Below are 24,971 nucleotides of genomic sequence, written 5' to 3'. Positions count from 1 at the left end.
ATTCCTTCCTACGCAAAAAAGGCGGCCCAATCGGGCCGCCTCCCTGTTACCTGTTACTTGCGAACTCTGTAATGATAGGCCGAAACGGCCTGAAACCCCAGCTTGCCGTATAGCTCCAGCGCCGGCGTATTATTCGCCAACACTTGCAGATACATGCCTTCCGCCCCGTGCGCGGCCGCCCATGATGCCAGCGCGTGCAACAACCGACCCGCCACGCCCTTGCGTCGGTGGCGCGGGTCGACAACCACGTTGCTGATGCCGGCCCAGCCCCTCTCGATCACCCCTGTGGCTACCCCCATCGGCTCCCCTGCCTCCGCTATGACGGCAAACGTCTTGGGTTCCGGCATTGCGGTAAAAATCGCCAAATATCCCGCCCGCCGTTCTTTCGGAAATCCCTCCATCCGCAGGAATTCTTCCATCCAAGGCTCCTCCGGCTGCGTGGTCCAGTTGACTGCAGCTTCGCCGATTCTGTAGGCAGCGGATTGCTGAAGCACTACCTGGAGGTCGGCCGCTAACAGCAGGCAATTCATCGACACTTCGTACCCCGCGGCGGCCAGCCGCCCGTCCAGCTCTTTGGGGGAGGATTCACTAACGTGAAAGCACGGCGGCAGACCCCGCTCCCGGTAAAACCGCTCTACTTCAACGAGCCAATCCCCCTCTGGAAACGGCCCGGCTGCGAGCACGCTGTTCGCTCGAGTTGTGACTCCCCTGTTCGCCCGCAGCTTCCACGCGCCAAGCGATTCAAGTTCACGCGGCGGCCAGCCACTCGCTGCCAGTTGCTCAATGGTGCCGGCCAACTTCGAGCCCACGGTTAGCCCGTTCATTTCAACCACTCCCCGAAGAAGCGTTCATACCCTTGCTTCATCACCGTCGCCGAAAATTTCTCGAAGGCGTATTCCCGATTACCGGGGGAAAACTTCAGCGGTAAGGCCGCAGCCATATTAACGAGTTCAAACCAGTTGTTCTCATTGCCGGCAAAGGCGTGGCGGGAGCTGATGTGACCATAGCAGGGATGCTCCGGCTTGACGACGATTTTACCCATCGCCAACGCTTCGGTCAGCGGCATGGCGAAGGTATCGAACCGAGAGCAGCTCCAATACACCTTGGCCGAGTTCATCAGGGCAAACACCTCGTCCTGGCTTAATGCGAACCGCAAGGTGACGTTTCCGGGGATGTCGTATTTTTTCATGCTTTCCTTGTAACGTTCCCCGCCGAACACCATGATGACATCCTTGTCCGGATTTTGCCGCGCATACTCCAGCACCAGATCCGGCCGCCGGTTCTCCTCGTCCCGTCCGATCCACAATACCCGGTTATCCACGATCGCCGCCGGGTCAAAATGCCGCTCCGCCAGCGTTTCATTAAATCCGATCGGAATCACGTCCACGTCCGTCACCCCGAACACGTCGTTCATTTGCTTCCGCAAAAACTCCGTCTGTACGATCGCTTTGTCCACAATTCCGTAAAACGGCTTCATCATTTCGTATCCCGTGAGCGCCGGGTCCGGGAAGCTATGCGGGAATAGGACACTCTTGGGGAGAAACATTTTTAGAAAAGTAAACCCGGATACGGTATAAAGGACATGCTCGATGTCCTGGGCATAAATTTGGTCCAGCACGATATCGTAATTGACCAGATCACCTTTCTCGTGCTCGTAGCCGGGAAGCCAATCATGTCCGCTGACATGACGCTCCGGGGAGATAAAGACGACATCTACACCAAGCTCCCGGCCGACGGCGCGCAGCCGCTCCGCAAAAACGCGGGGGCCCTGGGCTTCCGCAAACTGGATTTTTCGCATGACTAAACCGACTTTCTTCATTTAATCCCGCCTCTAGTTCATATAGTAATGTGTGGCTTGCCACGTCATGTCTTGCTTCGTCAACCGCTAACGGACCTGAGAGACGTTAATGGCTACGAATCTGGGACTATGAGGTTTTAACGGACTTGAGAGACCTTATTGCAGGCAAACCCGGTAGAAACACCCCTTTATAGCCCAAATAGCGGCTTACAGGTCCGTTACTGCGGGAAATGTTCGGAAAATGAACCGATAAGGTCAATACAGTCCGTTAGCAGATCGGTAGTGTTCATATGCTACCCCTGGTTCTCCAGCAGTTCAAGACATCCGGCTAAACTGTCCGCCGTCTCTTCCCGTTGCCGCAGCAGCCCCTCGATCGTCCAAACGCCACCTCCCCGCTGCAAATCCCCCTCGATCAACAGCAGCATCCAAAGGGAAAAGATCGCAGCAAACCGAGCGTACTCCCGAACCCGCTCATCCCTTGTCCAGGCTGTGCCTTGCTTGTCTGCTTCCTCCAAATAGGTGTCGAGCAGCTTCAACCGATCCTCCGCCGGCATCCTCTTAGGAAACCGCGGATGCGACATGTCGATCAGATGGTACAGATCCCAATAAGGGAGGTTTCGATGCGCATGCTCCCAATCGAGCAGAATCACGCGCCCCGCCTCCGTCACGGCATAGTTGCCCAGATGCAAATCGCCATGGGACAGCACCTGATGGTTAACGCGAAAGCCGTGTCCATCCCTTACGGCGTCAACATTCTCTGTGTCGAGCCATTGTACCGGAAGGCCATGCCCATCAAGAATTGCCCGTGCCTCTTCCCGCCGCCGCAGCACATCGCCAGCGATCGCCTCAATGCCCGGTTTGGGGCCCTGGCTTGTCAGGCCCGGCCAATGTTCCGCCGGGGCCGCGTGCAAACGGGCCACCTGCCGAGCCGCGGCCTGCGCATACTCTAGCCGGTACTCATGGCGCAGCGCTCCTAGGTCCTCGAAGATTGTCCAACCCTCGGTTCCTTTCCCCTCCGGCGAGGCTGCCAGCAGCTGAGGCACCGAAATCTCGGGGAGCTGCGTTAGCATGTTCCGATTCACCCACGCCTCTCGGTCCACCGATTCGCCGTTCGTCAGCGGTTTAAAGATATAGCTATGCTCGGGGTCAGTATAAAACCGCTCCACCCGTCGCCCGTTCATCCCCAGGTACATCGGTTCCCGGCGCCAGATCCGTTGATCGTCCAGCGTTCCATCCGTCTTTACTGCCTCATCCAAATTCCGCATTCCGTTTCCTTTCCGCTCCCTTAGTTGACCTTAATGGTACATAAATTTTGAAAAGATTGTCAATCTTGTGCCCCAAGTGCAGCGGGAATTAGGCGAAAAAAGAGCGGCGCCTTGGGGCGTACCGCTCTTCGCAGGTATTTCTTATTTTGCTTCTAGCTTACGGTGCAACCGGAGTGGGCCCGGTGATGTTAAAGTTCGTCGATTTGCTCTTATCCGGAAGCGAAATAACGTAAATATTATAGGTATTACTTTGGAAATCAAGAGGATTTCCTTGGTGATCCAAATTTACAGAAACCGAATATGGCCCTTGTTTCGCTACAGTTACTCCTGTATCGGAAATCGCTGGAGTACCCGAACTCGGTACGGCGATAACAAGATATTTGTCGATGTTTTGATCTTCATTAGCTTTGTTGAAGTTTACATCGATATTAGTTCCGTTTGCTGTAGCACTAACAATGCTTGCTGCAGGTACAGGAACGGTGCTTGGGTCCACTTCTAACTTCACTTGACCCGATGGACCGGACAAGACGTTTGGCAAGCCCGATTGGGGAGTCGCCACCGTCAACACAAATACATGGTAGGTCGTGTTCGAATCCAACGGCGTACCGTAGACGGTATTGGCCCGGTTCAACGGAACCTGGATATTCTGTCCGTTTGGAGTTACGGTCGTAAAATTGCTGTCCAAAGTCACCGTATTGGCATACTCAAGACTAAAGCTGCTAACATTGGCCGCTGGAACAACCATGATTCGGTACTCTTGCACATGGTTTTCATTTGGCTGTTTGTTGAAGCTTACCACGATATCGCTGTAGGAGAAACGTCCTCCCGTAACATTAGCCGAAACTTTTAATCTCTCGAGCGCAGCGCTGTTATTCAACGTCACCTCGTTGGAAACCACCGACAGTGCGTTCGATCCACCACCGCTGACGGCAACCGACAAGACGTAAACCCGATACGCCACGCCGTTGCGGATAAACTCCCCATCGGTGTCTTTCGCGCCGGTAAGATCAACGGTTAAGGTGGCCCCGTTTTTATTGAGGGCCGTGAAGAAGTTAGACGCATTGGCGGCGTTCAAGTCAAAGCTATTGTACTTCGATGCCTTGACTACAAACACCCGGTATTGGCTGATGTACGTTTCGTTCGAAGCCCGGGTAAACGATACCCGCAGATCGCGGCCATCGCCGTAATCATTCACATCGTTGGCCGTTACATTCGAAGCTGCTCCAACAGCACTACCCGAAAGCGTAATGACGTTTGAAGCAAGTGAAAGCGCATTGGTGCCGCTGTGGCCAGCCGACAAAACAAAGACTCGGTAGCTGACGCCGTTTTTGATGGCTGCGCCGTCAACATCTTTGGCTCCTGCAGCGAGGACCCCGGTTAACGTATAGTTGCCTTTGCTGATATACGTGTATCGGTCACTAGGTACCGCATTCGCTTTCGTTAGATTAAAGCTGCCAGCGTTCGCCGATTTCACCACCATCACACGGTAATGGCTGATATTCGTTTCATCGGCGGCACGGTTAAACGAAACATACAGGTCGCGGCCGTCACCGTAATCGCTAACGTCAGCTGCGGTCAAATTCGAAACGGTCCCCACCGCATTGTACGACAACGTAATCGGCGAGGAATAATAAGACAATGCGTTACTCAGATTGTACCCATTGGCGGCTACCGAGAGGACAAACACCCGATAACTTATTCCGTTCCGGATGGTGGCTCCATCCACGTCCCTTGCTCCGGAGCTCAGAACCGTAGAGAGGGTATAGCCGTTTTTGTTCACCGTCGTATAATTTGCGCTGCCAACGTTGTTGGCTTTCGCTAACGTAAAGTTGCCCGCATCCGACGTTTTGACCACCATGATCCGGTAACTGCTGATATACGTCTCGTTCGAAGCCCGGGTGAAGCTCACCCGCAGGTCGCGGCCGTCATTATTATCGTTCACATCTTCAACGGTCACGTTCGAGACTATGTCCACCATATTGCCTCGTGTCAGTGTAATGGCGCCCGAAGCAGCGGATAACGTATTCGTCCCAGCATAATTCCCGGTACCAACAGCCATGACAAACACCCGGTAGCTGACATCGTTGCGAATCGTAGCTCCGTTGACATCCCGCGCGCTCGACGACAAAGCGTACGACGTGATATTCGATCCAGTCTTATTCACCTGCGTATAGTTGGTTTGGGATACCGCATTGGCTTTCGACAAGCTAAAGTTTGCATAGTCGCTGGCTTTGACGACGAAAATGCGGTAAGATCCGATCCGCGTTTCGTCCGAAATCCGGTTGAAGCTAACGCGAAGGTCACGGCCGTCGCCGTAGTCGTTCCAGTCTTCCACCTTCGTAATGACTGGTGCAATCACCGAACCTGTGGCAAGCGTGATTGCGGATGATGCTGTAGACAATTTGTTGGCATATCCCGAGTTATTGCTAACCGATTGCACAAAAACCGTGTAGGACACGCTGTTTTTGATCAGATCACCGGACGTATCCCGGGTGGTAGAGGTCAGTTGACCCGTCAGCGTCGAACCGCTACCCGATTTGGACACGACCGTGGAATAAGAGCTTGGTACGTTGTTTGCCGTACTCAGCGTAAAGCTTCCGGCGTCCTTTGTCTTCACAACGAACACCCGATAGTTCGCGATGTTGCTTTCGTTTGAAGCCCGTGTGAAAGTAACGTTCAAGTCACGGCCATCGCCATAATCGCTCACATCGCTCACCTTCACATTTGTCGGAGCTGCTACCGCCGCTCCATTGGACAACGTAAAGGATGGAGACGGGTTGGATAACGAATTGGCGCTGTTGCCTTTGCCTATTACCAACACATAAGCCACGTAAGATTGATTCTCACGAATGGCCGATCCGTCGACGTCCCGTGCACTAGCCGACAGGTTCACAACCGGGTCGGTTCCCGACGGCGATAACGAGGTGTAATTGGCCGATCCGACTTTTAGTGCTGCCGTCAGATTAAAGGCGGAAGCATTGGTAGCTTTCACGAGCATCACGCGGTACTGTTCAACACGCGATTCGTTCGAGGATTTCGAGAAGCTAATCTCCAAATCCCGGCCGTCTCCGTTATTCCCCACATCGCGGGCAGAAACATAAGCTACCGGGCTGGGATCCGAGCTTCCGCCCCCCGTGCCGCCCGAGCCCGTGCCGGAGCTAATTGTGACGATCTTGGTGGTATTGTTCCAACCTACTTGCTGGCCTAGCGCCTCACTGACGAAGCGGACAGGGACCATTGTTCTGCCTTTGATACTTTGTGCCGGCACATCCAGCAATACCGCCTCATTGTTGATGGTAGCCGAACGCGATTTCAGCTTCAGCACGATGGTCGTGCTGTCTTTTTGGGCGGTGACGGTTTGCAGCGTCTGGTTATAGTTGACCGTTGCATCCAGCGCTTCGAAGATTGCCCGCAGCGGCAACATAACCCGTCCACTGATGACGACTGGCGCCTGATCCGTGGTCAAACGGCTGCCGTCAATGTAGATGCTGATTGGCGTAGCCGCTTGCGCCGTCGTTTGTTGAAAGATTGGTATGATTAGGAATGCGGCTAATAGCGAAGCCCATAGTTTCTTCAAAAATCTCATCCTCCCCATGCTCATAAGCAGAGCTAAAGAAAAATAACTCTTCCCATTTGACGTATCATCCCGGGTAAAAGTTTCTATGTTTTCCGTCGCAAAAAAAATTTACCCCCGGATGCCTAACCTTGAACCAAACGGCCCCCAAGTCCCAGGCCGCGGCCCTCTGCCTAGGACGGATGGTACAAAAAAACCGCTTCCTCATAGGGAGCGGTTTAGAAGCCTATTCCTCTGTCAGCCGAGTCAATCGGGCGGTCAACGTCTCACGCCAGCTATCCGACAATTCCTCCACGGCCAAAATACGCCGGATGCCCTCGGCATCCTCCTTCTCCAGATGCATCACGCGGTTCGCAAACGCCAATGTAACGCCTGCCGGGTGTTTTTCGAGCCGCTCCAACCGATCCTCGGGGCGAACCTCACCCTCGCGAAGCACTCGAAAGTAATACCCGGTGTACCCGTTTTGCTGGATTTCCAGCGGCAGCTCCGGTAGGCCGTGCTTGACGCCCAGCTTATAACAGGGCTGTCGTGGCTGGCTGACTTGAACGACGGCTTCGCCCAAACGAAACCGGTCGCCGATGCAAATCTCCTCCTCGAGCATGCCTTCGGTCGTGAGATTTTCCCCAAATGCTCCAAGGTCCAAGGTGACTCCCAGCTTAGCCTCCCAATACGCATACCGCTCAAATGGATACACGCAGACCGCCTTATCCGGCCCCCCGTGAAATCGCAGATCCGCCTGCTCGTCCCCGGCAAAATTCACGGTCGACAGATGTAGCGCACCCGTCACGGGCTTTTTGAAAATCCCCGTTCGTACCGTCTTGCCTTGATGCTCCACCTCGATCGGCTTGCTTACGTTAAGCGACCGAATCGCCATTTGCTCTGCCATCTCGTCCCTGCACGCCCCTTTGTTCCGAACTTACGCTTAGTTGAACTCCATTATACGAAAGGAACCCTTCTGATACCACCCTATTTTTGGTAAGACAGTGGCGAGGTTCGATTGAAACTTCCTAGGCTCCCCATCCGTATTACTACTAGAGTCATTGATTTTTGCCTGAACTATCCCTTGAATAGAGAGGAATCCAACCCTATGAAATTTAAATTGAAAAAAGTGGTCATTCTCGGCACGATGGCCCTCGTTATTACGATAAACCCCAGCTTTTCCAGCTATTTGACCACTCTGGCCTATGCGGCTCATCCGTCCAAGCAGTCCAGCCTCAGCAATGACGCGGAGCGTCCGGAGGACGAGCTGAACGGACTGCTGGGCGCCTCCTCCGACCAAGAGGTTTACGATGCCTTGCTGGAAGGCCAGTCTCTGACTGACATCGCTGAGCTTAACGGCCAAGATGCAGATCGGGTGATCCAGTTGCAAATCGCTCAGCTCCAGGAGCAGCTACAGCAAAGGCTGAAGGAAGGCAGCCTCACTCGCGAAGCTTATGAGCTTCAGCTGCAAGAGCTGCCGGAGCTTGTCTCCAACAGCGCTCAAACCCGATACACCATCCTCAGTTGACCTGACGTTTCGATCAAAATTAAAAGGCCCTACCCGATCCCCGCACCTGCGGTATCCGGTAGGGCCTTTTGGGTTATTGCCCCCGCTTCGGGAGCAGCTTAACGTATTCATCCGAGAGCTTCATCAGCTCCGTGATGTATTCATAGTCGCTGCGGTACGGCGCAATATCCGCGACCGGCTGCAGCGTGTCCAGCGAGACGGCCGCGCCGTCGTCAAAACCCGCCCCTGGCACGAACATGACTTCGTCATTAAAGAACGAGCCGGTCGGCAGATAATACCGCATCCCCACCACGTTGCGGTCGATATTCAGCAGGTCATGTCCAAACGCGGTAAATCCTTCCTCCGCGAGCGAGAGGCCTAGGAGGTTCGCCACGGTTGGCAATATATCGACCTGACCTCCGGTGCGTTCCACCACTTGTCCATGCTGCTGGCCGGGGATGTGAACGATCAGCGGGATGTTAAACCGGCTGATTCGCTCGTCATAAGCGATCCCCAGCTTCTCGCTGATTTCCCGGGCGGGAACATCCTTCTCCTGGAGGCCAAAGTGGTCCCCGTAAAACACCAACATCGTATTGTCCCACATGCCCGTTTGCTTCAAACGATCGATCAGCTTGCCGATGGCATAGTCGGTGTAGTTGATCGCCTCGATGTAATTCCCAAGCATCGAGCCTTCCAAATCCGCCGGCAAGTCGATATGGCGGCGGTCCTTCGGCACCACAAACGGATTATGGCTTGAGGTGGTGACGAACTGGGCGTAAAACGGCTTGCTTTGCGCCTTGAGCTCGGCTAGCTTTTCCACGCCCACCCGGTACATTTCCTCGTCGGACGCACCGAAATCGTTAAAATGATCGTTCGTATAATACGGCTTGTCGTAATATTGATCAAAGTTCAGCGCCGGGTACATTTTATGGCGATCCCAAAACGTCACTTTATTGATGTGGAACGTGTTCGCCGTGTATCCATGCTGTTGCAGCAAACGCGGCAGGCTAGGAAGCTGCCGGTCACCGTAACCGGTCGACATCGCCTCTGCGGCCGTCGGGTAAATCGATGTATTGGACATAAACTCGGCATCCGACGTATTCCCGGGTCCGATCTGCTGGAATACGTGCGGGAAGTAGAAGCCTTCCTTTGCCAACCCGTTTAGCACGGGCGTAATCTCCTGACCGTTCAGCTTCAGGTTAATCGGGAAGTTCTGGAACGATTCCATCTGGACAACGATCAAGTTCATTCCTTGGGCAGCGCCAAAATAAGCAGGTTCTCCGGTTGTCGCAGCCAATTGGTATGGATAGGTGCTCTCCAACTGCCGGACTTTGGCCGCCGTCTCCTCCAGGTTGCCTTCCGCGATCATCCGCTCCTCCTCCTGGTTGCGAATCGCCGCATCAACCTGGAAGTTAAAGAAACCAACGCTTTCGGCCCGCACCAACTCGTTATCGATGCTCTTCCCCGAGCGGATGTAAAGGCCGGATAACATCAGGCTGACGATCAGGACGAATGCCACCCCCACCTTCCACGTCAATGAGGCCCGCGGCCGGCTTGTCCGGAAGCTCAGGTTTCCCGACAGATAGTACCCGCGCGAAGCCCGGCGTCGCCGAGCCGCACGGAAGATGCGAACGGCAATCAGCACCGGCAGGTCGATGAAATACAGAAATTGTTCGGGCCGCAATAGCGAAGCTACGCTCGCTTTGACCTCGGGAACCTGGTTTAGCCCGCTGAGCACCGCATAGGTTGGTACCGTGCCAAAGTAGGCATGATATACCGTCGCGGCAAACAGGATAAAGGAGATCACGAAGTTAAACCCGAGGTAGACCCCCCATTTACCTTTGGCCGGCGTCAGGAGTTCAACCAGACACAGCAGCGCCAGTACCGACAGCCACTCGCCGGGCACTCCCTGAACCGCAAGGCTCCCATAGAAAAAATAACGCAGCAATAACAGCTTCATGCCGATCAACACGAACGTGATGACGAAATGAATTCGGTTCGAGTTACGTATGTTCCCCATCTCTTTTCTCCGGAATTTACCGTGTTTTTACATTACACGCAATTTCTATTTGTTTATTATAACACGGTAAAATCCAGAGTCGAATTCACACGAAATCGATCATAGAGCGGACGGTCAGCTTACCCGGGTTCCCCGCTACAAACGGCTCCACGCTGCTCTCGCCGCCCCGCCGACGGAACTCCACCGTCACCGGAATTCCAGGGATCAGATCAAAGTAATTGTCGGAGAAAATCCCCTCTTCTTCCGCCGAAATCCACACTTGGCGCGCCAGGGCGTCGCTGACTAAAGTATATCGACTGCCGCCGCTGCCGGCCTCTTCTTGAACCGTAATGTTGGCCGTTGGCAACGATAGCTCCTTGGCCGATGCGAAATAGTAAGGCTTGCTGTCCACGGCCTGCCCCTCGATCTCCAGGATCGCATGCAGCACAACCTGACGCGGATCTCGGCCTTCCAGCCATTCGGCCCGCGCGAACACAACAGCTTCCACGACGGAATCTGCAGCCGCACGAACCTCCAACGTCTGTTCTTTCAACAGGGTGCCCTGGAAGTCATAAAGCGACAGCCGCAGCTGCGCTTCCACCGGATGCTGCAGATCAGACACCACGCTGACCGAGATCGGGCCACTTTCCGGTTCGTAGATCGCCAGCATGACCTCGCGGAAGCTGCGGCGTACCGTATACTGCAGTGCCTTCCAACGTCCGTAATAGTCCATCCCCGCCCAAGATGCCACCGGCCAACAGTCGTTCATCTGCCAGTACAACGTCCCCATGCAGTAAGGCTTGTTGCGGCGATGGGCTTCGATCGCCGTGCGGATCGCCTCAGCCTGCAGCACCTGGCTCATATACAAGAACGATTTGAAGTCCTTTGGCGTAGGCAAATAAAGGTCCATGTACTCCTTGATCAACTGGTTGCCGCGGCCGTTCTTCTGATGAGCCAGCATGATGTCGGATTCCAATGCCAGCTCGCTCTCCGGCGCGTAGGTCAGTACCGATTTCAGTTCAGGAAAGGACTGAAAACCGTATTCGCTCATAAAACGGCCAACGCGGAGGTTATAGTTATCGAACGGCTCCACCGCATGCCACACGCCCCAGTAATGAATGTCGCCTTCACCAGATCGTTCATTGGCATGCTGAAACTCATCCCCGGTCAGGCGGCGGAGCGGCGAGGAAGGCCAATACGCCACACCGTTCGCCAGACGCTCCACCGCTTTAGGCAAAATCTCATGGAATACCGCTTCGTAATCCGCCCACAGCTTTTCCCGCTGCTCGGTCGTATAACTTTGTTTCCATCCCCAACCTTTGTCTTCAAGGTAATGGGCCCAAGCCGAGTCGATTTCGTTATTTCCGCACCAGAGGGCGATACACGGATGATTCCGCAGCCGCTTGATATTGTCCTCCGCTTCGTGCGTCACATTGTCCAGAAACTTCGGATCCCCCGGATACATACTGCAAGCGAACATAAAGTCCTGCCAAACCAGAATCCCGTATTCGTCACAAAGCTCGTAAAAGACATCCTGCTCGTAGATCCCGCCGCCCCATACACGAAGCATATTCATGCCGCTTTCAGCTGCCGAGGCGATCTCATGGCGATAGCGTTCGTCCGTCACTTCCGTCAAAAAGCTGTCGTTCGGAATGTGATTAGCCCCTTTAGCGAATACCGGCACGCCGTTTAACTCGAAGCGGAAGGAAGCGCCGGCGGCGTCGGTTTCCCGCACCAGCTTGATGTCGCGCAGCCCGGTTCTGACGGACGCTTCGGCAAGCGGTGCCTGCCCGCCGTTCGCCACAAGCTCGGCGCGGAAGTTGTACATCGCCGGTTCGCCCAGCCCCCGGCACCACCACAGCTTCGGCTCCGAGATTACCGCAGGCACCTCTACGGCTTGCGTCCCCGGTTCCAGCACTACAGAACGTTCCCAAGTCTGTTCGCCGTTGGTGACCCTCAGTTGACCTTCCCAACGCTCCGCCGTTTCAACCTCCGCCACAGCGGTGAGCTCTGCAACCGAGGCGTTGACCCGGTCCTGGCGAATCGACAAATCGCGGATCACCGGACCGCACCAGCCCTCCAGCCGGACCTCGCGCCAGATCCCGCTGGTCACGAAGCGCGGCCCCCAATCCCAGCCGTAATGATACGGCGCTTTGCGGGCAAACACGCTAACCCGGCGGTCGCCTAACCCGCCTAACTCAGATTGGTCGTTTGGTGCCGGAAGATCGTAGCCCAGCTCCTCCAATTTGGGCAGATCCTCAGCGATCGGGCTTCGGAAGCGGACGACCATCTTGTTTGTGCCTTGCTGCAGCAGCGGCTTCACATCGATCCGCCAAACGCGGAACATATTGTCGGCCGACAAGACGTGCACCCCGTTAACCGTGACATCGGCATACGTATCTAAGCCGTCAAAGACAAGCTCCAACCGAGGCAAGGCGAACCAAGCTTCGTCCAATTCGAAGGAGGTCTCGTATTCCCAATCCTTCCGATCGATCCACTGCAAGTCATGTTCATTTGTTCCATCGAACGGATTAGGAATCAATCCGTTGCGAAACAGATCTGTATGCACGGTACCCGGCACCCGGGCCGGCTTCCACTCCGTTTCATCACACGCTTTGAAGCTCCAATGATTGATCACATAGCTGCGGTTGTTCATAAGCCCTCCATAAAGTCGTAAGATAAGCTCCATTATATACTAATTCCATTGTTATTTGTTATATTTTTGTTAGTGATATTACTAAACAAGGAATGGGCTTGTTATCTCAAGGAAGACCTCTCGGCGCTTTGGAAGGAACGCACTTGATGATGAAGAAATCCGGCCAGAACGGCGATCCACGCCGTTAGGGCAACGACGATCATGACGCGTGGAATCGCGACCAAAAACGGCAATTTCAACGCCTGTGACAATTGATAGGTACTGGTTGTGTACATGGCCAGCGGGAAAACCATTCCCCAAAACTGGGGATCGTACGTCAGAGGGTAACGATGGTAGGCGTGCCGCCAAATCATCAGGATAAAAAGCAACGGAATCCACCAACTGCCGGTAATCCAGAAGAACAAAGTAAATCCCCGTAAAAAAGGAACTAGCTCGGTTAAAAACGGCCATTTTGCCGCATGCAGCATCAAGGTGGAGCCTGCCAGGGTCGTAATCGCGACCGCTCCCATGTTGATCCAATAAGGCGGCGTCAGCGCAGCATACTTCAGGTCGACAAAGGTGAATCGGTAGAATATTAAAGTGATGATGTTCAAGTACAGCATACAACCTAACAAATACATGCATAACGTAAAAAACAGCACGATCTCGCGGCCGTCCGTCAGATAGGATGAGATGAGCGTACCCAGAATGGAGACCGATTGGGTGGCGACAGCGGCAATCAACCAAGCGCCGTTAATACCTTCGGCCAGAGTTGGTTTCTCTTTTCTTACCGTCACAGCCGTAAAGAAGGTGTACATAATGACAACCCAGAGCAAAATGCCGAATACCCACAAGCCGGTCGAAATGGTTCCGTTATGCGCTACGATCACCCATTGGCTGCCGTATACGCAGGTTGCGGCGGTGCAGGTAAAGAAACCAGGGCCTTGGCTATGGCTTGTTAAATCTGCTCGCACTCTCGGGAAAAATTTAAACAAGCGAATCAAGGTGAGCATCCACAATATGACATAAATGCAGGTGTTCAGGTAAAGCAGAATCTTTGGAGCAAACGGAATCTTCAGCAGTTCCATCGCAATCGATAAAGCCCCGGTCGCCATCGCCATGGAAAAATACCCCGGAAATAAATTTTCGATTTTCTCCTCCATCATCTTCCACATCATTAACCATCCTCGCCTCTACAGACTTAGCCCCGCCGCGGATCGAGCAGCAGGATCCTAGTCTCAATTTAGCACGATGAGAATCGACGGCTTTGTGACTCTGCTAACCCCAACCCGAGGAATCCTCTAAAATCCATCATTATCATTTATGGCGAATCATAGTATGATGATGTCGAAGTTCCTCTCTTTTTTGACCGTTGTTATGAAAGGGGTTTCATATGAAAAAGATTTGGATCGTGTACTTGCTGCTCTTCGCTTGCTTCGCGTTATACGTACTGGATTATCGCTCCCAGATTCGGATGAACGACGAATGGAGTTCCGGGGGCCTTCGAGGTTCCATTGATGAGAAATACGTGATGGTGACGTTTCAAAGGGGCATCGACTATTGGAAAAGCGGGCTGAAAGGCTTCGAAGACGCCGCCCAGGCGCTGAACGTCTCCGTAGAATACCGCGGCTCCACCCAACGCGATATTCATGAGCAAATCACGGTGCTGGAGCAAGCCATTGCAAAAAAACCGGCCGGCATCGCGATCTCCGCCATTCATCCGACCGAGCTCACCGCCACGATTAACAAAGCGGTCGATGCCGGCATTCCGGTTGTTTTGTTCGATTCCGACGCCCCCGGCAGCCGCGCCTTCTCCTTCCTTGGCACCGACAACTACTCGGCCGGCGTTGAAGCCGCGCGTAAAATGGCCGAGCTCACCGGCGGACGCGGGGAGGTCGCCATCGTCACCGTACCAGATCAACAAAATCACCAGGAACGCACCGAAGGATTTTCCGATACCATTACGCAAGAATTCCCCAACCTTCACATTGTCGCCACCAAAAACGGCAAAGGCGATGAGCTCTACTCCCGGCAAGCGGCAGAGGAAATCCTGCACGACTTCCCAGGCGTTGCAGGCATTTTCACTACCGAAGCCAACGGAGGCATCGGTGTTGCGGAGGCCGTAAAGGCCGTTAGCTTGGCCTCCTCCGGCCCGAAGATCATCAGCTTTGATACCGATAAAGGCACCCTGGACTTGGTCAAAAGCGGAGATATCGCCGCCACGATGGCCCAGGGCACCTGGAACATGGGATATTGGTCGCTGCAGCTGCTCTTTTCGTTGAAGCATGACTCGGAAGGATCTTCGCACCCCGGCCCTCGCGTTCCCCAGCGCGTGGATACCGGCATCACCGTCGTTACACGGCAGAATGTGAATGATTACTATGCGAAATAGATATGGTCAGCGGTCCTGGGAGATCCGTCGTTTTTCGCTGAACAACTTGCCCATCCGCTACAAACTAATCGTCCACTTTATGTTGATCAGTATCCTTCCTTCGATCGGGCTAGGCGTGCTGACGAATTGGACGGTTGACCGCATTATCGAACGCCAGATTACGAGCAATACGCTGCAGCTAATCGGCAAGGTGAACCGGTCGTTGGAGACGTATGTGGAGAACTTGCAAAACATGACGTTCTTCATCTCCTTTAACCCGGATGTGCTGCAGTTTCTCGAAAACAACAATGAGGCAGAACCCGTTCTATCGGCACCGTCTGTCCAAACACCTCCACGAACAACAACACCAACAGATACCGATCATTACGAAATTCGCAAGTTCCTGCAGGGCTTCACCACCTTGTATTCGGAAGTCGCAGGCATTCTGATCGTCAACAGCCGCGGCGAATATATCAGCAACGAAATGTATGCCCGCACCTCAGAAAACCTGACCCAGGAAGCGTGGTACCAAGAGGCGGTCCGCAATAAAGGGATCTTCAAAATCATCGGTCATCCGCGAGGCCGTAATGTCACGACGCATGTCAACTACAAGGATAGTGAAGTCGTCTCCGCCGTAAGGGCGATTCTCGACCCCGAAACCCAGCAGGTCAAGGGCGTCGTCTTAATCGACCTCAAGCTGCGGGTCATTGCCGAGACCGCGCAGGACGTCCGGTTGGGGAAAACGGGCTATCTCACGGTGGTGGACGGCAACGGGGAACTCATCTATTCACCGCCAGCCCCCTACATCAATCGCATTCCGCTGGATCGGCTCGGTCAGGACGCCTCGGGAACCTACGCAGAACGGGTGGGCGGCCGCGATTTGCAGTTCATCTACCGACATTCGCCGTTCACCAACTGGACGACGGTCGGCGTCTTTTCCATGGCTGAATCCGCTACGGAAATGCGGGAAATTCGTTTTTACGTCGTTAGCTTTGTGTTTATCGTCTGTTTGCTGGGGATGACGGCTTCCTTCTACCTGGCCCACACGATTTCGAGGCCGATTGGGCAGTTGGCTTCTTTTATGCAAAAAGCCCAGTCCGGCGATTTGACGATTCGCCACTGGAGCGACCGTACTGATGAAATCGGTCTGCTTGGCCGCCGCTTCAACGCCATGCTCCAGCAGATCCATCGCCTGCTCTCCCTGACCGAACTGCAGGAGCGTCAGAAGCGGGAGGCGGAGCTTAGAAGCCTGCAGGCGCATATCAAACCGCATTTTTTGTACAATACGCTGGATACGATTCATTGGATGGCCCGCCGCAACGGCTCGGAGGACATCGCGGAAATGGCGGAGTCTTTGTCGAAGCTGTTCCGAATCGGCTTGAGCAAGGGGAATGACATCATCCCCCTAAACGATGAAATCGAGCACGTGCGAAGTTACTTGCATATTCAACACGTCCGTTATCAAAGCAAACTCGATTACTCGCTGCACATCGCACCGGATATTCGCGGCGTCTATGTATTGAAGCTGATCCTTCAGCCGATCGTGGAAAATGCCATCTACCATGGCATCAAGGAACGCCGGGGGCCGGGCCGCGTGGTCATTGAAGCCGCCGAAGATAGCGGCATGCTGGTGATCACCATCCGGGATGATGGGAAAGGCATTCCGCGGGATCAACTAGCCCGGCTGCAAAAAGAACTGCAGGCCGCAGGCACCACGGATGGCCGGGAAAAGGGAGCCGAACCAACCGCGGCAGGTGTATCCCCTGCTGGCGAAGGCGGACAGGGATACGGGATGCTGAATGTGCAAGCTCGGATCGCGTTAACCTTTGGCCCGAAATATGGCCTGACGATCCAAAGTGAGGAAGGCCGAGGAACCGTAGTTACTGTCACCCACCCGATCATTCGGGAGGAACAAACGCGCCTTGGGAGGATGGAATCATGAGTGGAACCTACTCAGAAACTCGTTGGAGGGTGCTCATCGCCGACGATGAGTGTATTATTCGCGAAGGGATTCGCGATAGCGTGGACTGGGAGAGCTTACGCCTTACGGTAGTAGCTGAAGCCGAGGATGGCGAGGAGGCGCTGGAGAAGGCGATCCAGCACGACGTTCACATCATGTTGGTTGATCTCAACATGCCGATCATGGACGGGATCGAATTGATGAAGCAGGTGCGCGAGCGGCTGCCGGATTGTAAGATTATCATCATCACGGGCCATGACGAGTTTGCGTACGCACAAAAGGCGATCCGTCTTCAGGTTAAGGATTACATCCTGAAACCGGCCAATCCCGTACAGTTAGAGAAGGTCCTGCGGCAGGTGCGCGGAGAGCTGGAGGAAGAAGCGTCCAAACAGCAGCAATGGCAGCAGGCTTCGCAGCAAATTTCCCGTAGTTATCCGCTCCTAAGGGAGCGATTTGGCCAGCAATGGCTGGACGGGGGCATGACGGCCGCTGAAATCTCCGAACAGCTGCGGTTCTTGCAACTGCCGGACGCCTGCCCGGATTGGCTGGGCGTGATCCGATTGCCTGAGCCCGCTGGTTCCCCCGCTTTATACAAAGAGGAGGAACGGCAGCTTTATGGATATGCGGTGGAGAATATCGCTGCCGAGGTGCTCGCCCCCTACCCCCGGGCGATCTTCCGCGACCCCTTCGGACTGATTGTTATCCTGCTGTGGGGGTTGGAAGCTGAAGCCGATTTTCACCGTATTGAAACCTTGGTGCGCACCCACTTAAAGATCGCTGCCGAGGTGTACTTGGCCGAGGGCGCTCGTGACGTGCTGGAGCTTCCCTCCGTATACCGGAAAGCGAAGTCCGCCGTAAACAAGGAGAACGCTGTTTCCCCGTTGGTGCGCCGGGCCAAGCAATTTATGCTGGAGCATTTCGGCGACAGCGGGCTAACGCTGGAAGCGATGGCGCACGCCCTGCAATCTTCCCCGGCTTATTTAAGCCGCATGATCAAACAGGAGCTGGGCACTACGTTTAATAGCTATTTGACGCAGCTCCGCATCCGTCGGGCGACCCGCCTATTAATCGCCACCGACTTGACGATCGGAGAAATTGCCGAACAAGTCGGCTACGAAACCCAACACTATTTCAGCACGGCGTTCAAGCGCGCCACCGGCCTTTCTCCATTGCAATACCGCAAAGGTGCGTTTGAACATGAAGATGCTTAGGGGGAGTATTTCTCCCCCTTTTTTGTGCATTTTTTCGCCTCCCTTCATAGGCCCCCATCTCTGAATCAGCCCTCCCACAAAGGTTCGATTTTTATAAAAAGAGTCAATCCACTGTAAATACGACCGCCCCCTTCGCTTGCTATACTCCGATCTGTAAACGCATTCATTTTAAGTATAGGGGGAATCAACTTTGAAGAAGGTAACGGCCATTTTACTTGCTTTGGCGATGGTATTCGCCCTCGCGGCTTGCGCCAACGGAGGAAACGACAGCAGCAGCGGATCGGGCAATGGTGAGAAAGGAACGATCGGTATTGCCATGCCAACGAAATCGTCCGAACGCTGGGTAAACGACGGAAACAACATGGTCAAGGAGTTTAAGGCCCTCGGCTATGGCACAGACCTGCAATACGGAGAAGACGTCATCGAAAACCAGGTGTCGCAAATCGAAAACATGATCACCAAGGGCGTGAAGGTCCTCGTTATTGCTGCCATCGACGGCGGCGCACTAACTGACGTTCTGCAAAAAGCCCATGACCAGGGCATTCAAGTCGTCGCCTACGACCGGCTGATCATGAACAGCGAGTACGTTGACTACTACGCCACCTTCGATAACTTCAAGGTTGGCGTACAGCAGGCCTCCTATATTGAAGAAAAGCTCGGACTTACAGAAGGCAAAGGCCCGTTTAATATCGAGCTGTTCGGGGGCTCTCCGGACGATAACAATGCCTACTTCTTCTATGACGGTGCCATGTCCGTACTGCAGCCGTACATCGATTCCGGCAAGCTTGTCGTACGCAGCGGACAAACCAAAATGGAACAAATCGCCACGCTGCGTTGGGATGGCGCTACCGCTCAGGCCCGCATGGATAACTTACTGAGCGCTCATTATTCCACGGAGAATCTGGACGCCGTGCTTTCCCCATATGACGGCATCAGTATCGGCATTCTGTCCTCGCTTAAAGGCGTGGGCTACGGCTCCGGAAGCAAAGCGATGCCGATCGTAACCGGCCAGGATGCCGAGCTGGCATCGGTCAAATCGATCCTTGCTGGAGAGCAAACGCAAACCGTCTTTAAGGATACACGCGAGTTGGCGAAAAAAGCGGTCTCCATGGTTCAAAGCATTCTGGAAGGCACGGAAGCCGAAGTTAACGACACGAAAACCTACGATAACGGCGTCAAGGTTGTTCCTTCTTACCTGCTTGAACCGGTTTCGGTCGACAAGGACAACGTTGAACCGGCGCTCGTCGACACCGGCTACTACTCCAAGGAAGATCTGGGACTCTAATCCTCATTAACTTAGGGTAACCGCATAGCGGCGGACGCGGATTCGGGCGACCGTCGCTATCCGCTTCCCGTGAGCGAAAGGCCAGGTGGCACATGTGAGCAATACGATTTTGGAAATGCGGGGCATTACGAAGACCTTCCCGGGGGTTAAGGCGCTAAGCCATGTCAACCTAAAGGTAGCCTCCGGGGAAATCCATGCTTTATGCGGGGAAAACGGGGCCGGAAAGTCGACGTTGATGAAGGTGCTTAGCGGTGTTTATCCGCATGGTTCCTATGAAGGAGAGATCCTGTTCGAAGGCAAGGTATGCGAATTTAAGGACATCAAGGAAAGCGAGCAGCTGGGGATCGTCATTATCCATCAGGAGCTGGCCTTGATCCCTTATCTCTCGATCGCGGAGAATCTTTTTCTCGGTAATGAGCAAAGCAAACACGGACTAATCGATTGGAATGAAACGACGGTCAAGACCAAATCGCTCTTGAAAAGAGTAGGCTTAAACGAATCGCCGGCGACACGCGTATTGGAGCTGGGCGTCGGCAAGCAGCAGCTAGTGGAAATCGCCAAAGCTTTAGCCAAGCAGGTCAAACTGTTAATTTTGGACGAACCCACAGCCGCCTTGAACGAAAATGACAGCGAAAACCTGCTGGAGTTAATCCTCGAACTGAAAAAACAAGGCATCACCTCCATCATCATTTCGCACAAATTAAACGAAATCAGCAAAGTTGCCGATTCGATCACCATTCTCCGGGATGGCCGGACGATTCAGACGTTGGATACGAAAGCCGATCAGGTGACCGAGGATCACATCATCAAGGGGATGGTGGGCCGCGATCTCACCCATCGTTATCCGGAGCGGGTTCCCCGGATCGGTGAGGTGATCTTTGAAGTGCGGGGTTGGGAGGCAACCCACCCGCAGCAAGACGAGCGTAAAGTGCTGGACAATATTCACCTCAATATCCGGCGCGGGGAGATCGTTGGGATCGCCGGCTTGATGGGTGCAGGCCGAACCGAACTCGCGATGAGCTTATTTGGTCGATCCTATGGTCGCCATATTAAAGGTCAGCTGTTCCTGCACGGCAAAGAGGTGCGGTTTCACGACATCAGCCAGGCGATTCAACATGGCGTCGCTTATGTCACCGAAGACCGCAAGCAATACGGCTTAGTTTTGATCGACGATATTAAACGCAACATCTCGCTGGCTTCTTTAAAGAAGCTGTCCCGCCGCGGCGTCATTAATGAACGGGAGGAAGTGCTGGTCGCGGAGGAATACCGGAGCAAGCTAAACATTAAAACGCCCAGCATTTTGCAGAAAACGGTCAACCTGAGCGGCGGCAATCAACAGAAGGTCGTCCTCAGCAAGTGGATCTACGCACAGCCGGAAATCTTGATTCTCGATGAGCCGACACGCGGCATTGATGTTGGAGCCAAATACGAAATTTATTCGATCGTCAATCAACTGGCGGACGAGGGCAAGGGTATATTGTTTATCTCCTCGGAGCTGCCAGAGATTCTTGGGATGTGCGACCGCATCTACGTCATGAGCGAAGGCCGGATTACCGGGGAAGTCAAGCGCGAGGACGCCACCCAGGAAGTACTGATGAAATCCATGACTCGAGGCAGGGGGTAGACCGATGCAAGCGGTTAGCGAACTTTTCAGAAAAAACATACGTCAGTACGGCATGATTATCGCCTTGATCTTCATCACGGCGCTGTTTCAAATTTTGACGGGCGGCATCCTGCTGAAGCCATTGAATATTACGAATCTAATCCTGCAAAACAGTTACATCCTGGTGCTAGCCATCGGGATGGTGCTTGTGATCATCACCGGACATATCGATTTGTCCGTCGGCTCCATCGCCGCCTTTATCGGAGCTTTGGCCGCCATCATGATGGTGGAGCTTCAGTTGCCTACGTTCCTTGCCATCATCATCTCGCTGGTGATTGGCGGACTTATTGGCGCCTGGCAAGGATTTTGGGTCGCTTATGTGAAAATCCCCGCCTTTATCGTTACGTTGGCCGGGATGCTGCTGTTCCGGGGCTTAACGATGATTGTGCTTGGCGGCCAGTCGATCGCGCCATTCCCGAAATCGTTCCAACGCATCAGCTCCGGCTTCATTCCCGACTGGTTTGGCGGCGGCAGCCTTCATACCCTGACGATTCTGCTGGGTCTGGCTCTCTCCCTTCTCCTCATTTGGCAGGAATGGAGGGAGCGGCGGACTCAGCTCAAATATCAGTTTGAGGTCGCGCCGATTTGGGTGTTCGTTACAAAGCTCGTGTTACTCGTTGCCGTCATCAACATCTTTACCTTTGTGCTGGCAACCTACAATGGGCTGCCGAACATCCTGATCATCCTATTCTTCTTGATTGTCATTTACTCATTCGTTATGAACCGAATGGTGGCCGGCCGCCATATCTACGCGCTTGGAGGCAATGAGAAGGCCGCCAAGCTGTCCGGTGTCAAAACCAATAAGGTAACGTTCTGGGTCTTCGTTAACATGGGCGCCCTGGCCGCACTATCCGGTCTGATCTTCGCCGCACGCCTCAACTCGGCTACGCCGAAGGCTGGAACGAACTTTGAGCTCGATGCGATCGCGGCGTGCTTTATCGGCGGTGCCTCTGCCTCCGGCGGCATCGGCACCGTCATCGGCGCCATCATTGGCGGCCTGGTGATGGGCGTGATGAACAATGGCATGTCGCTGATCGGACTTGGGGTCGATTGGCAGCAAGGCATCAAAGGGCTGGTCCTGCTGCTCGCCGTCGCCTTCGATATTTACAATAAGTCGAAGACGAGTTAATCCTAAGACCTTGCCTAAACCTCCGCTATCGATTGGGCGGGGGTTACCTTTTTGAAGGCTGCCCTAAGCGGGAGTATAATGAAGACAGGATGATCCACCTATTTTTACCATAAGCAGGTGATTCTCATGTCTAGTTCCCACCTTACTAAGAAGGCGCTCGCCGCCGCATTAAAGCAACGGATGACTTCTGCTCCCTTGAACAAAATCACTGTGAAGCATCTCGTAGACGATTGCGGATTAAACCGGCAAACGTTCTACTATCATTTCCAGGATATTTTCGAGCTGCTCGGCTGGATTTACCAAACCGAAGCAGTAGATGCCATCGCCGGGGAGCGCAGCTATCGGACTTGGACCAACGGCTTCTTAAAAATATTCAAATACATCGAAGACAACCGGGCGTTTTGTTTGAACACCCTGAATTCGCTGGCGCGCAGCCATCTGGATTCTTACCTATATAACGTAACAAATAGCCTGGTCATGGGTGTGGTTGAAGAAGTGTCCGCGGGGATGCACGTGGATGCGGAGGATCAACGGTTCTTGGCCAACTTTTATACGCTGGCGTTTACCGGGCTGATCATCAGCTGGATGCGGGACGGAATGAAGGAGCCCCCGGAGACCCTCATTGTTAAGCTCAGCGAATTGGTGGATGGTCATTTCGAGCAAGCATTGCAGCGGTATGAATACAAAGCCAAGCGACCGCCCGTTTTACAGAAGTGAAGATAAGAAGACTTTCAGCGGCGCAAAACCTGGCTTTTTCCGTCGGATTCCTAGACACTCCTTGAGGAGTGTCGTTTTTTTATACAGGCGTGCTGCATTGTTGATTTCGTTTGCTCCAAAGACAGATTACATTAAGATTGTTCCATTCATCACATTCTTTGGAGGCGAAAGTTATGTCTGCAGATCGTCATACGAATCACGTTTATTTTGTTGGCGGAGGAATCGCTTCGCTGGCGGGGGCCGCATTCCTGATTCGGGACTGCAATTTTCCTGGCCAAAATATTCATGTGTTGGAGGAAATGAAGGTGCTGGGCGGCAGTAACGACGGTGCCGGAGACGGTGAGCGCGGGTATGTGATCCGCGGTGGCCGGATGCTGAATGATGAGACGTATGAAAATACCTGGGATTTGCTGCGTTCCATCCCTTCCGTAGACCACCCGGGGCTTTCGGTTCGGGATGAGATCATCGCGTTTGATACCGCCCACCCGACCCATTCCAACGCCCGGTTAGTAAACCGCGACGGCCAAGTGGAGGACGTGACCTCCATGGGCTTTGATATGGCGGACCGTATGGCCATGGTCAAGCTGATCATGACCCCGGAAGAGAAAATGGGCAAAGCGCGGATCAATGACTGGTTTGGCCCGCATTTTTTCCAAACGAATTTCTGGTACATGTGGGCAACCACCTTTGCCTTCCAGCCTTGGCACAGCGCCGTAGAGTTTAAAAGATACATGCTCCGGTTTATGCATGAATTCCCGCGCATCCACACGCTGGAGGGAGTTACCCGCACGCCTTATAACCAATACGACTCGATCATTCTCCCGCTGCAAACCTATTTGGAGGGGCACGGCGTAGACTTTTCACTGAAATGCACGGTCACGGATCTAGACTTCCGCGAAGGCGAGGGGATCACGGTGACGCGAATGCACTATCTGAAGGACGGAGAGCCGCAATTCCTGGATTTGGGTGAAGGGGATCTGGTGATCGTCACCAACGGTTCAATGACGGAGGGCTACAGCCTAGGCTCCATGAGCACAGCGCCGAAGCTGAACGGCAAGGGAAGCTCTTGGCAGTTATGGGAGCGGATTGCCGCCAAAAAAACCAACCTTGGTTGTCCTTCCTCCTTCGACGATCATATCGATGAGTCCAAATGGGAATCGTTTACGGTGACTTGTCAGGACTCGCGGTTTTTTGACCGGATGGAAGCTTTTTCCCGCAACAAGGCGGGAACCGGTGCACTGGTGACCTTTAAGGATTCAAGCTGGTTCATGTCCATCGTGCTGGCTCATCAGCCGCATTTCCGCAATCAACCGGAGCATGTGAAAGTCTTCTGGGGATACGGATTATTCCCGGATCGCGTTGGGGATTACGTGCCTAAAAAAATGTCCGAGTGTACCGGCGAGGAGATTCTCACCGAATTGCTGCACCATCTCCACTTTGAAGAAGACATGGAGGCGATCCTCTCTACCGCCAACTGTATTCCATGTATGATGCCGTTCATCACCTCACAGTTCATGCCTAGAGCGATCGAAGATCGGCCGAGGGTCATTCCGGACGGCTCCACGAACTTAGCGTTTATTAGTCAATTCTGCGAAATTCCGGACGATGTCGTTTTCACCGAAGAATATTCCGTCCGTGCCGCCCGCATGGCGGTATATGGCCTATTGGGGTTGAACAAGCCGATCGCGCCGATCAATCAATACCAGTACGATGTACGGACACTGTTGCAGGGCTTGATGACTTCTTTCCGGTAAGACCGGATAGGATGAGCGGCAGGTGAAAGATTTGCCATAATACTCTATATCAGGTAAGCTAAACGTAACAGAACTCATCAGAAGCAAAGTGAAGCACACTTACGCATCCGCCAATCTTGGCGCG

The 24,971-nt window shown here is 53.8% G+C and carries 17 protein-coding genes; 9 read left to right on the top strand and 8 right to left on the bottom strand.

Annotated features, from left to right (window positions below; genetic code table 11):
• Positions 1–53: 53 nt before the first annotated feature.
• From BN3277_RS09760 to BN3277_RS09740, 5 genes are all read right to left on the bottom strand, one after another.
• Positions 54–824 carry a GNAT family N-acetyltransferase gene (locus tag BN3277_RS09760; RefSeq protein ID WP_059042129.1) on the bottom strand — a complete coding sequence of 257 codons (771 nt, stop codon included), beginning with the start codon at positions 822–824 and terminating at the stop codon, positions 54–56.
• Positions 821–1,819: a glycosyltransferase gene (locus tag BN3277_RS09755; RefSeq protein WP_059042128.1), complete on the bottom strand. Its 999-nt coding sequence runs from the start codon at positions 1,817–1,819 to the stop codon at positions 821–823. Before BN3277_RS09755 ends, BN3277_RS09760 begins: the two co-directional genes overlap by 4 nt.
• A gap of 272 nt (positions 1,820–2,091) precedes the next feature.
• Positions 2,092–3,063: a phosphotransferase gene (locus tag BN3277_RS09750; RefSeq protein ID WP_059042126.1), complete on the bottom strand. Its 972-nt coding sequence runs from the start codon at positions 3,061–3,063 to the stop codon at positions 2,092–2,094.
• Positions 3,064–3,220: 157 nt separating this feature from the next.
• Positions 3,221–6,649 (bottom strand): copper amine oxidase N-terminal domain-containing protein, encoded by a 3,429-nt coding sequence (locus BN3277_RS09745; protein WP_232436378.1) that lies wholly within the window; start codon positions 6,647–6,649, stop codon positions 3,221–3,223.
• A gap of 214 nt (positions 6,650–6,863) precedes the next feature.
• On the bottom strand, positions 6,864–7,523 hold the full coding sequence (locus BN3277_RS09740; RefSeq protein WP_082691401.1) for an MOSC domain-containing protein: 660 nt from the start codon (positions 7,521–7,523) through the stop codon (positions 6,864–6,866).
• Between the two features lie 201 nt (positions 7,524–7,724).
• On the opposite strand from BN3277_RS09740, the gene BN3277_RS09735 reads away from it, so the two are divergent.
• A complete protein-coding gene (locus BN3277_RS09735; protein WP_059042124.1) occupies positions 7,725–8,144 on the top strand; it encodes a hypothetical protein in 420 nt (139 codons plus the stop codon).
• 73 nt (positions 8,145–8,217) lie between these two features.
• Here the strand turns inward: BN3277_RS09735 and BN3277_RS09730 are convergent, their stop codons facing one another.
• The 3 genes from BN3277_RS09730 to BN3277_RS09720 form a co-directional block, all read right to left on the bottom strand.
• Positions 8,218–10,143: an LTA synthase family protein gene (locus BN3277_RS09730; RefSeq protein WP_059042122.1), complete on the bottom strand. Its 1,926-nt coding sequence runs from the start codon at positions 10,141–10,143 to the stop codon at positions 8,218–8,220.
• Between the two features lie 85 nt (positions 10,144–10,228).
• Positions 10,229–12,778: a beta-mannosidase gene (locus BN3277_RS09725; RefSeq protein ID WP_059042120.1), complete on the bottom strand. Its 2,550-nt coding sequence runs from the start codon at positions 12,776–12,778 to the stop codon at positions 10,229–10,231.
• A gap of 101 nt (positions 12,779–12,879) precedes the next feature.
• Positions 12,880–13,935 (bottom strand): tellurite resistance/C4-dicarboxylate transporter family protein, encoded by a 1,056-nt coding sequence (locus BN3277_RS09720; RefSeq protein ID WP_059042118.1) that lies wholly within the window; start codon positions 13,933–13,935, stop codon positions 12,880–12,882.
• A gap of 215 nt (positions 13,936–14,150) precedes the next feature.
• Between BN3277_RS09720 and BN3277_RS09715 the strand changes: the two genes are divergently transcribed.
• The 8 genes from BN3277_RS09715 to BN3277_RS09680 all read left to right on the top strand — a co-directional run bounded on the left by BN3277_RS09715 (position 14,151) and on the right by BN3277_RS09680 (position 24,847).
• Positions 14,151–15,149 carry a substrate-binding domain-containing protein gene (locus BN3277_RS09715; protein ID WP_059042115.1) on the top strand — a complete coding sequence of 333 codons (999 nt, stop codon included), beginning with the start codon at positions 14,151–14,153 and terminating at the stop codon, positions 15,147–15,149.
• Positions 15,139–17,070 (top strand): cache domain-containing sensor histidine kinase, encoded by a 1,932-nt coding sequence (locus BN3277_RS09710; protein WP_059042114.1) that lies wholly within the window; start codon positions 15,139–15,141, stop codon positions 17,068–17,070. The genes BN3277_RS09715 and BN3277_RS09710 overlap by 11 nt, the downstream gene beginning before the upstream one ends.
• Positions 17,067–18,299: a response regulator gene (locus BN3277_RS09705; protein WP_059042112.1), complete on the top strand. Its 1,233-nt coding sequence runs from the start codon at positions 17,067–17,069 to the stop codon at positions 18,297–18,299. Before BN3277_RS09710 ends, BN3277_RS09705 begins: the two co-directional genes overlap by 4 nt.
• A 190-nt stretch (positions 18,300–18,489) precedes the next feature.
• Positions 18,490–19,584, top strand: a complete 1,095-nt coding sequence (chvE, locus tag BN3277_RS09700) for a multiple monosaccharide ABC transporter substrate-binding protein (RefSeq protein ID WP_059042110.1) — start codon at positions 18,490–18,492, stop codon at positions 19,582–19,584.
• 94 nt (positions 19,585–19,678) lie between these two features.
• The gene (gene mmsA, locus BN3277_RS09695; protein WP_089153335.1) at positions 19,679–21,208 is read left to right on the top strand and encodes a multiple monosaccharide ABC transporter ATP-binding protein; all 1,530 of its coding nucleotides are present in this window, start codon (positions 19,679–19,681) and stop codon (positions 21,206–21,208) included.
• Positions 21,209–21,212: 4 nt separating this feature from the next.
• Entirely contained in the window at positions 21,213–22,376 is a 1,164-nt protein-coding gene (mmsB, locus tag BN3277_RS09690; RefSeq protein ID WP_059042108.1) for a multiple monosaccharide ABC transporter permease, read from the top strand.
• Positions 22,377–22,502: 126 nt separating this feature from the next.
• Positions 22,503–23,093: a TetR-like C-terminal domain-containing protein gene (locus tag BN3277_RS09685; protein WP_059042106.1), complete on the top strand. Its 591-nt coding sequence runs from the start codon at positions 22,503–22,505 to the stop codon at positions 23,091–23,093.
• Between the two features lie 173 nt (positions 23,094–23,266).
• The gene (locus tag BN3277_RS09680) at positions 23,267–24,847 is read left to right on the top strand and encodes an oleate hydratase (protein WP_059042104.1); all 1,581 of its coding nucleotides are present in this window, start codon (positions 23,267–23,269) and stop codon (positions 24,845–24,847) included.
• Positions 24,848–24,971 lie beyond the last annotated feature (124 nt).

The sequence above is a fragment of the Paenibacillus rubinfantis genome (genome assembly GCF_001486505.1).
GTDB classification, from domain to species: domain Bacteria; phylum Bacillota; class Bacilli; order Paenibacillales; family Paenibacillaceae; genus Fontibacillus; species Fontibacillus rubinfantis.
This window is presented reverse-complemented; position numbering and strand designations above follow the sequence as displayed.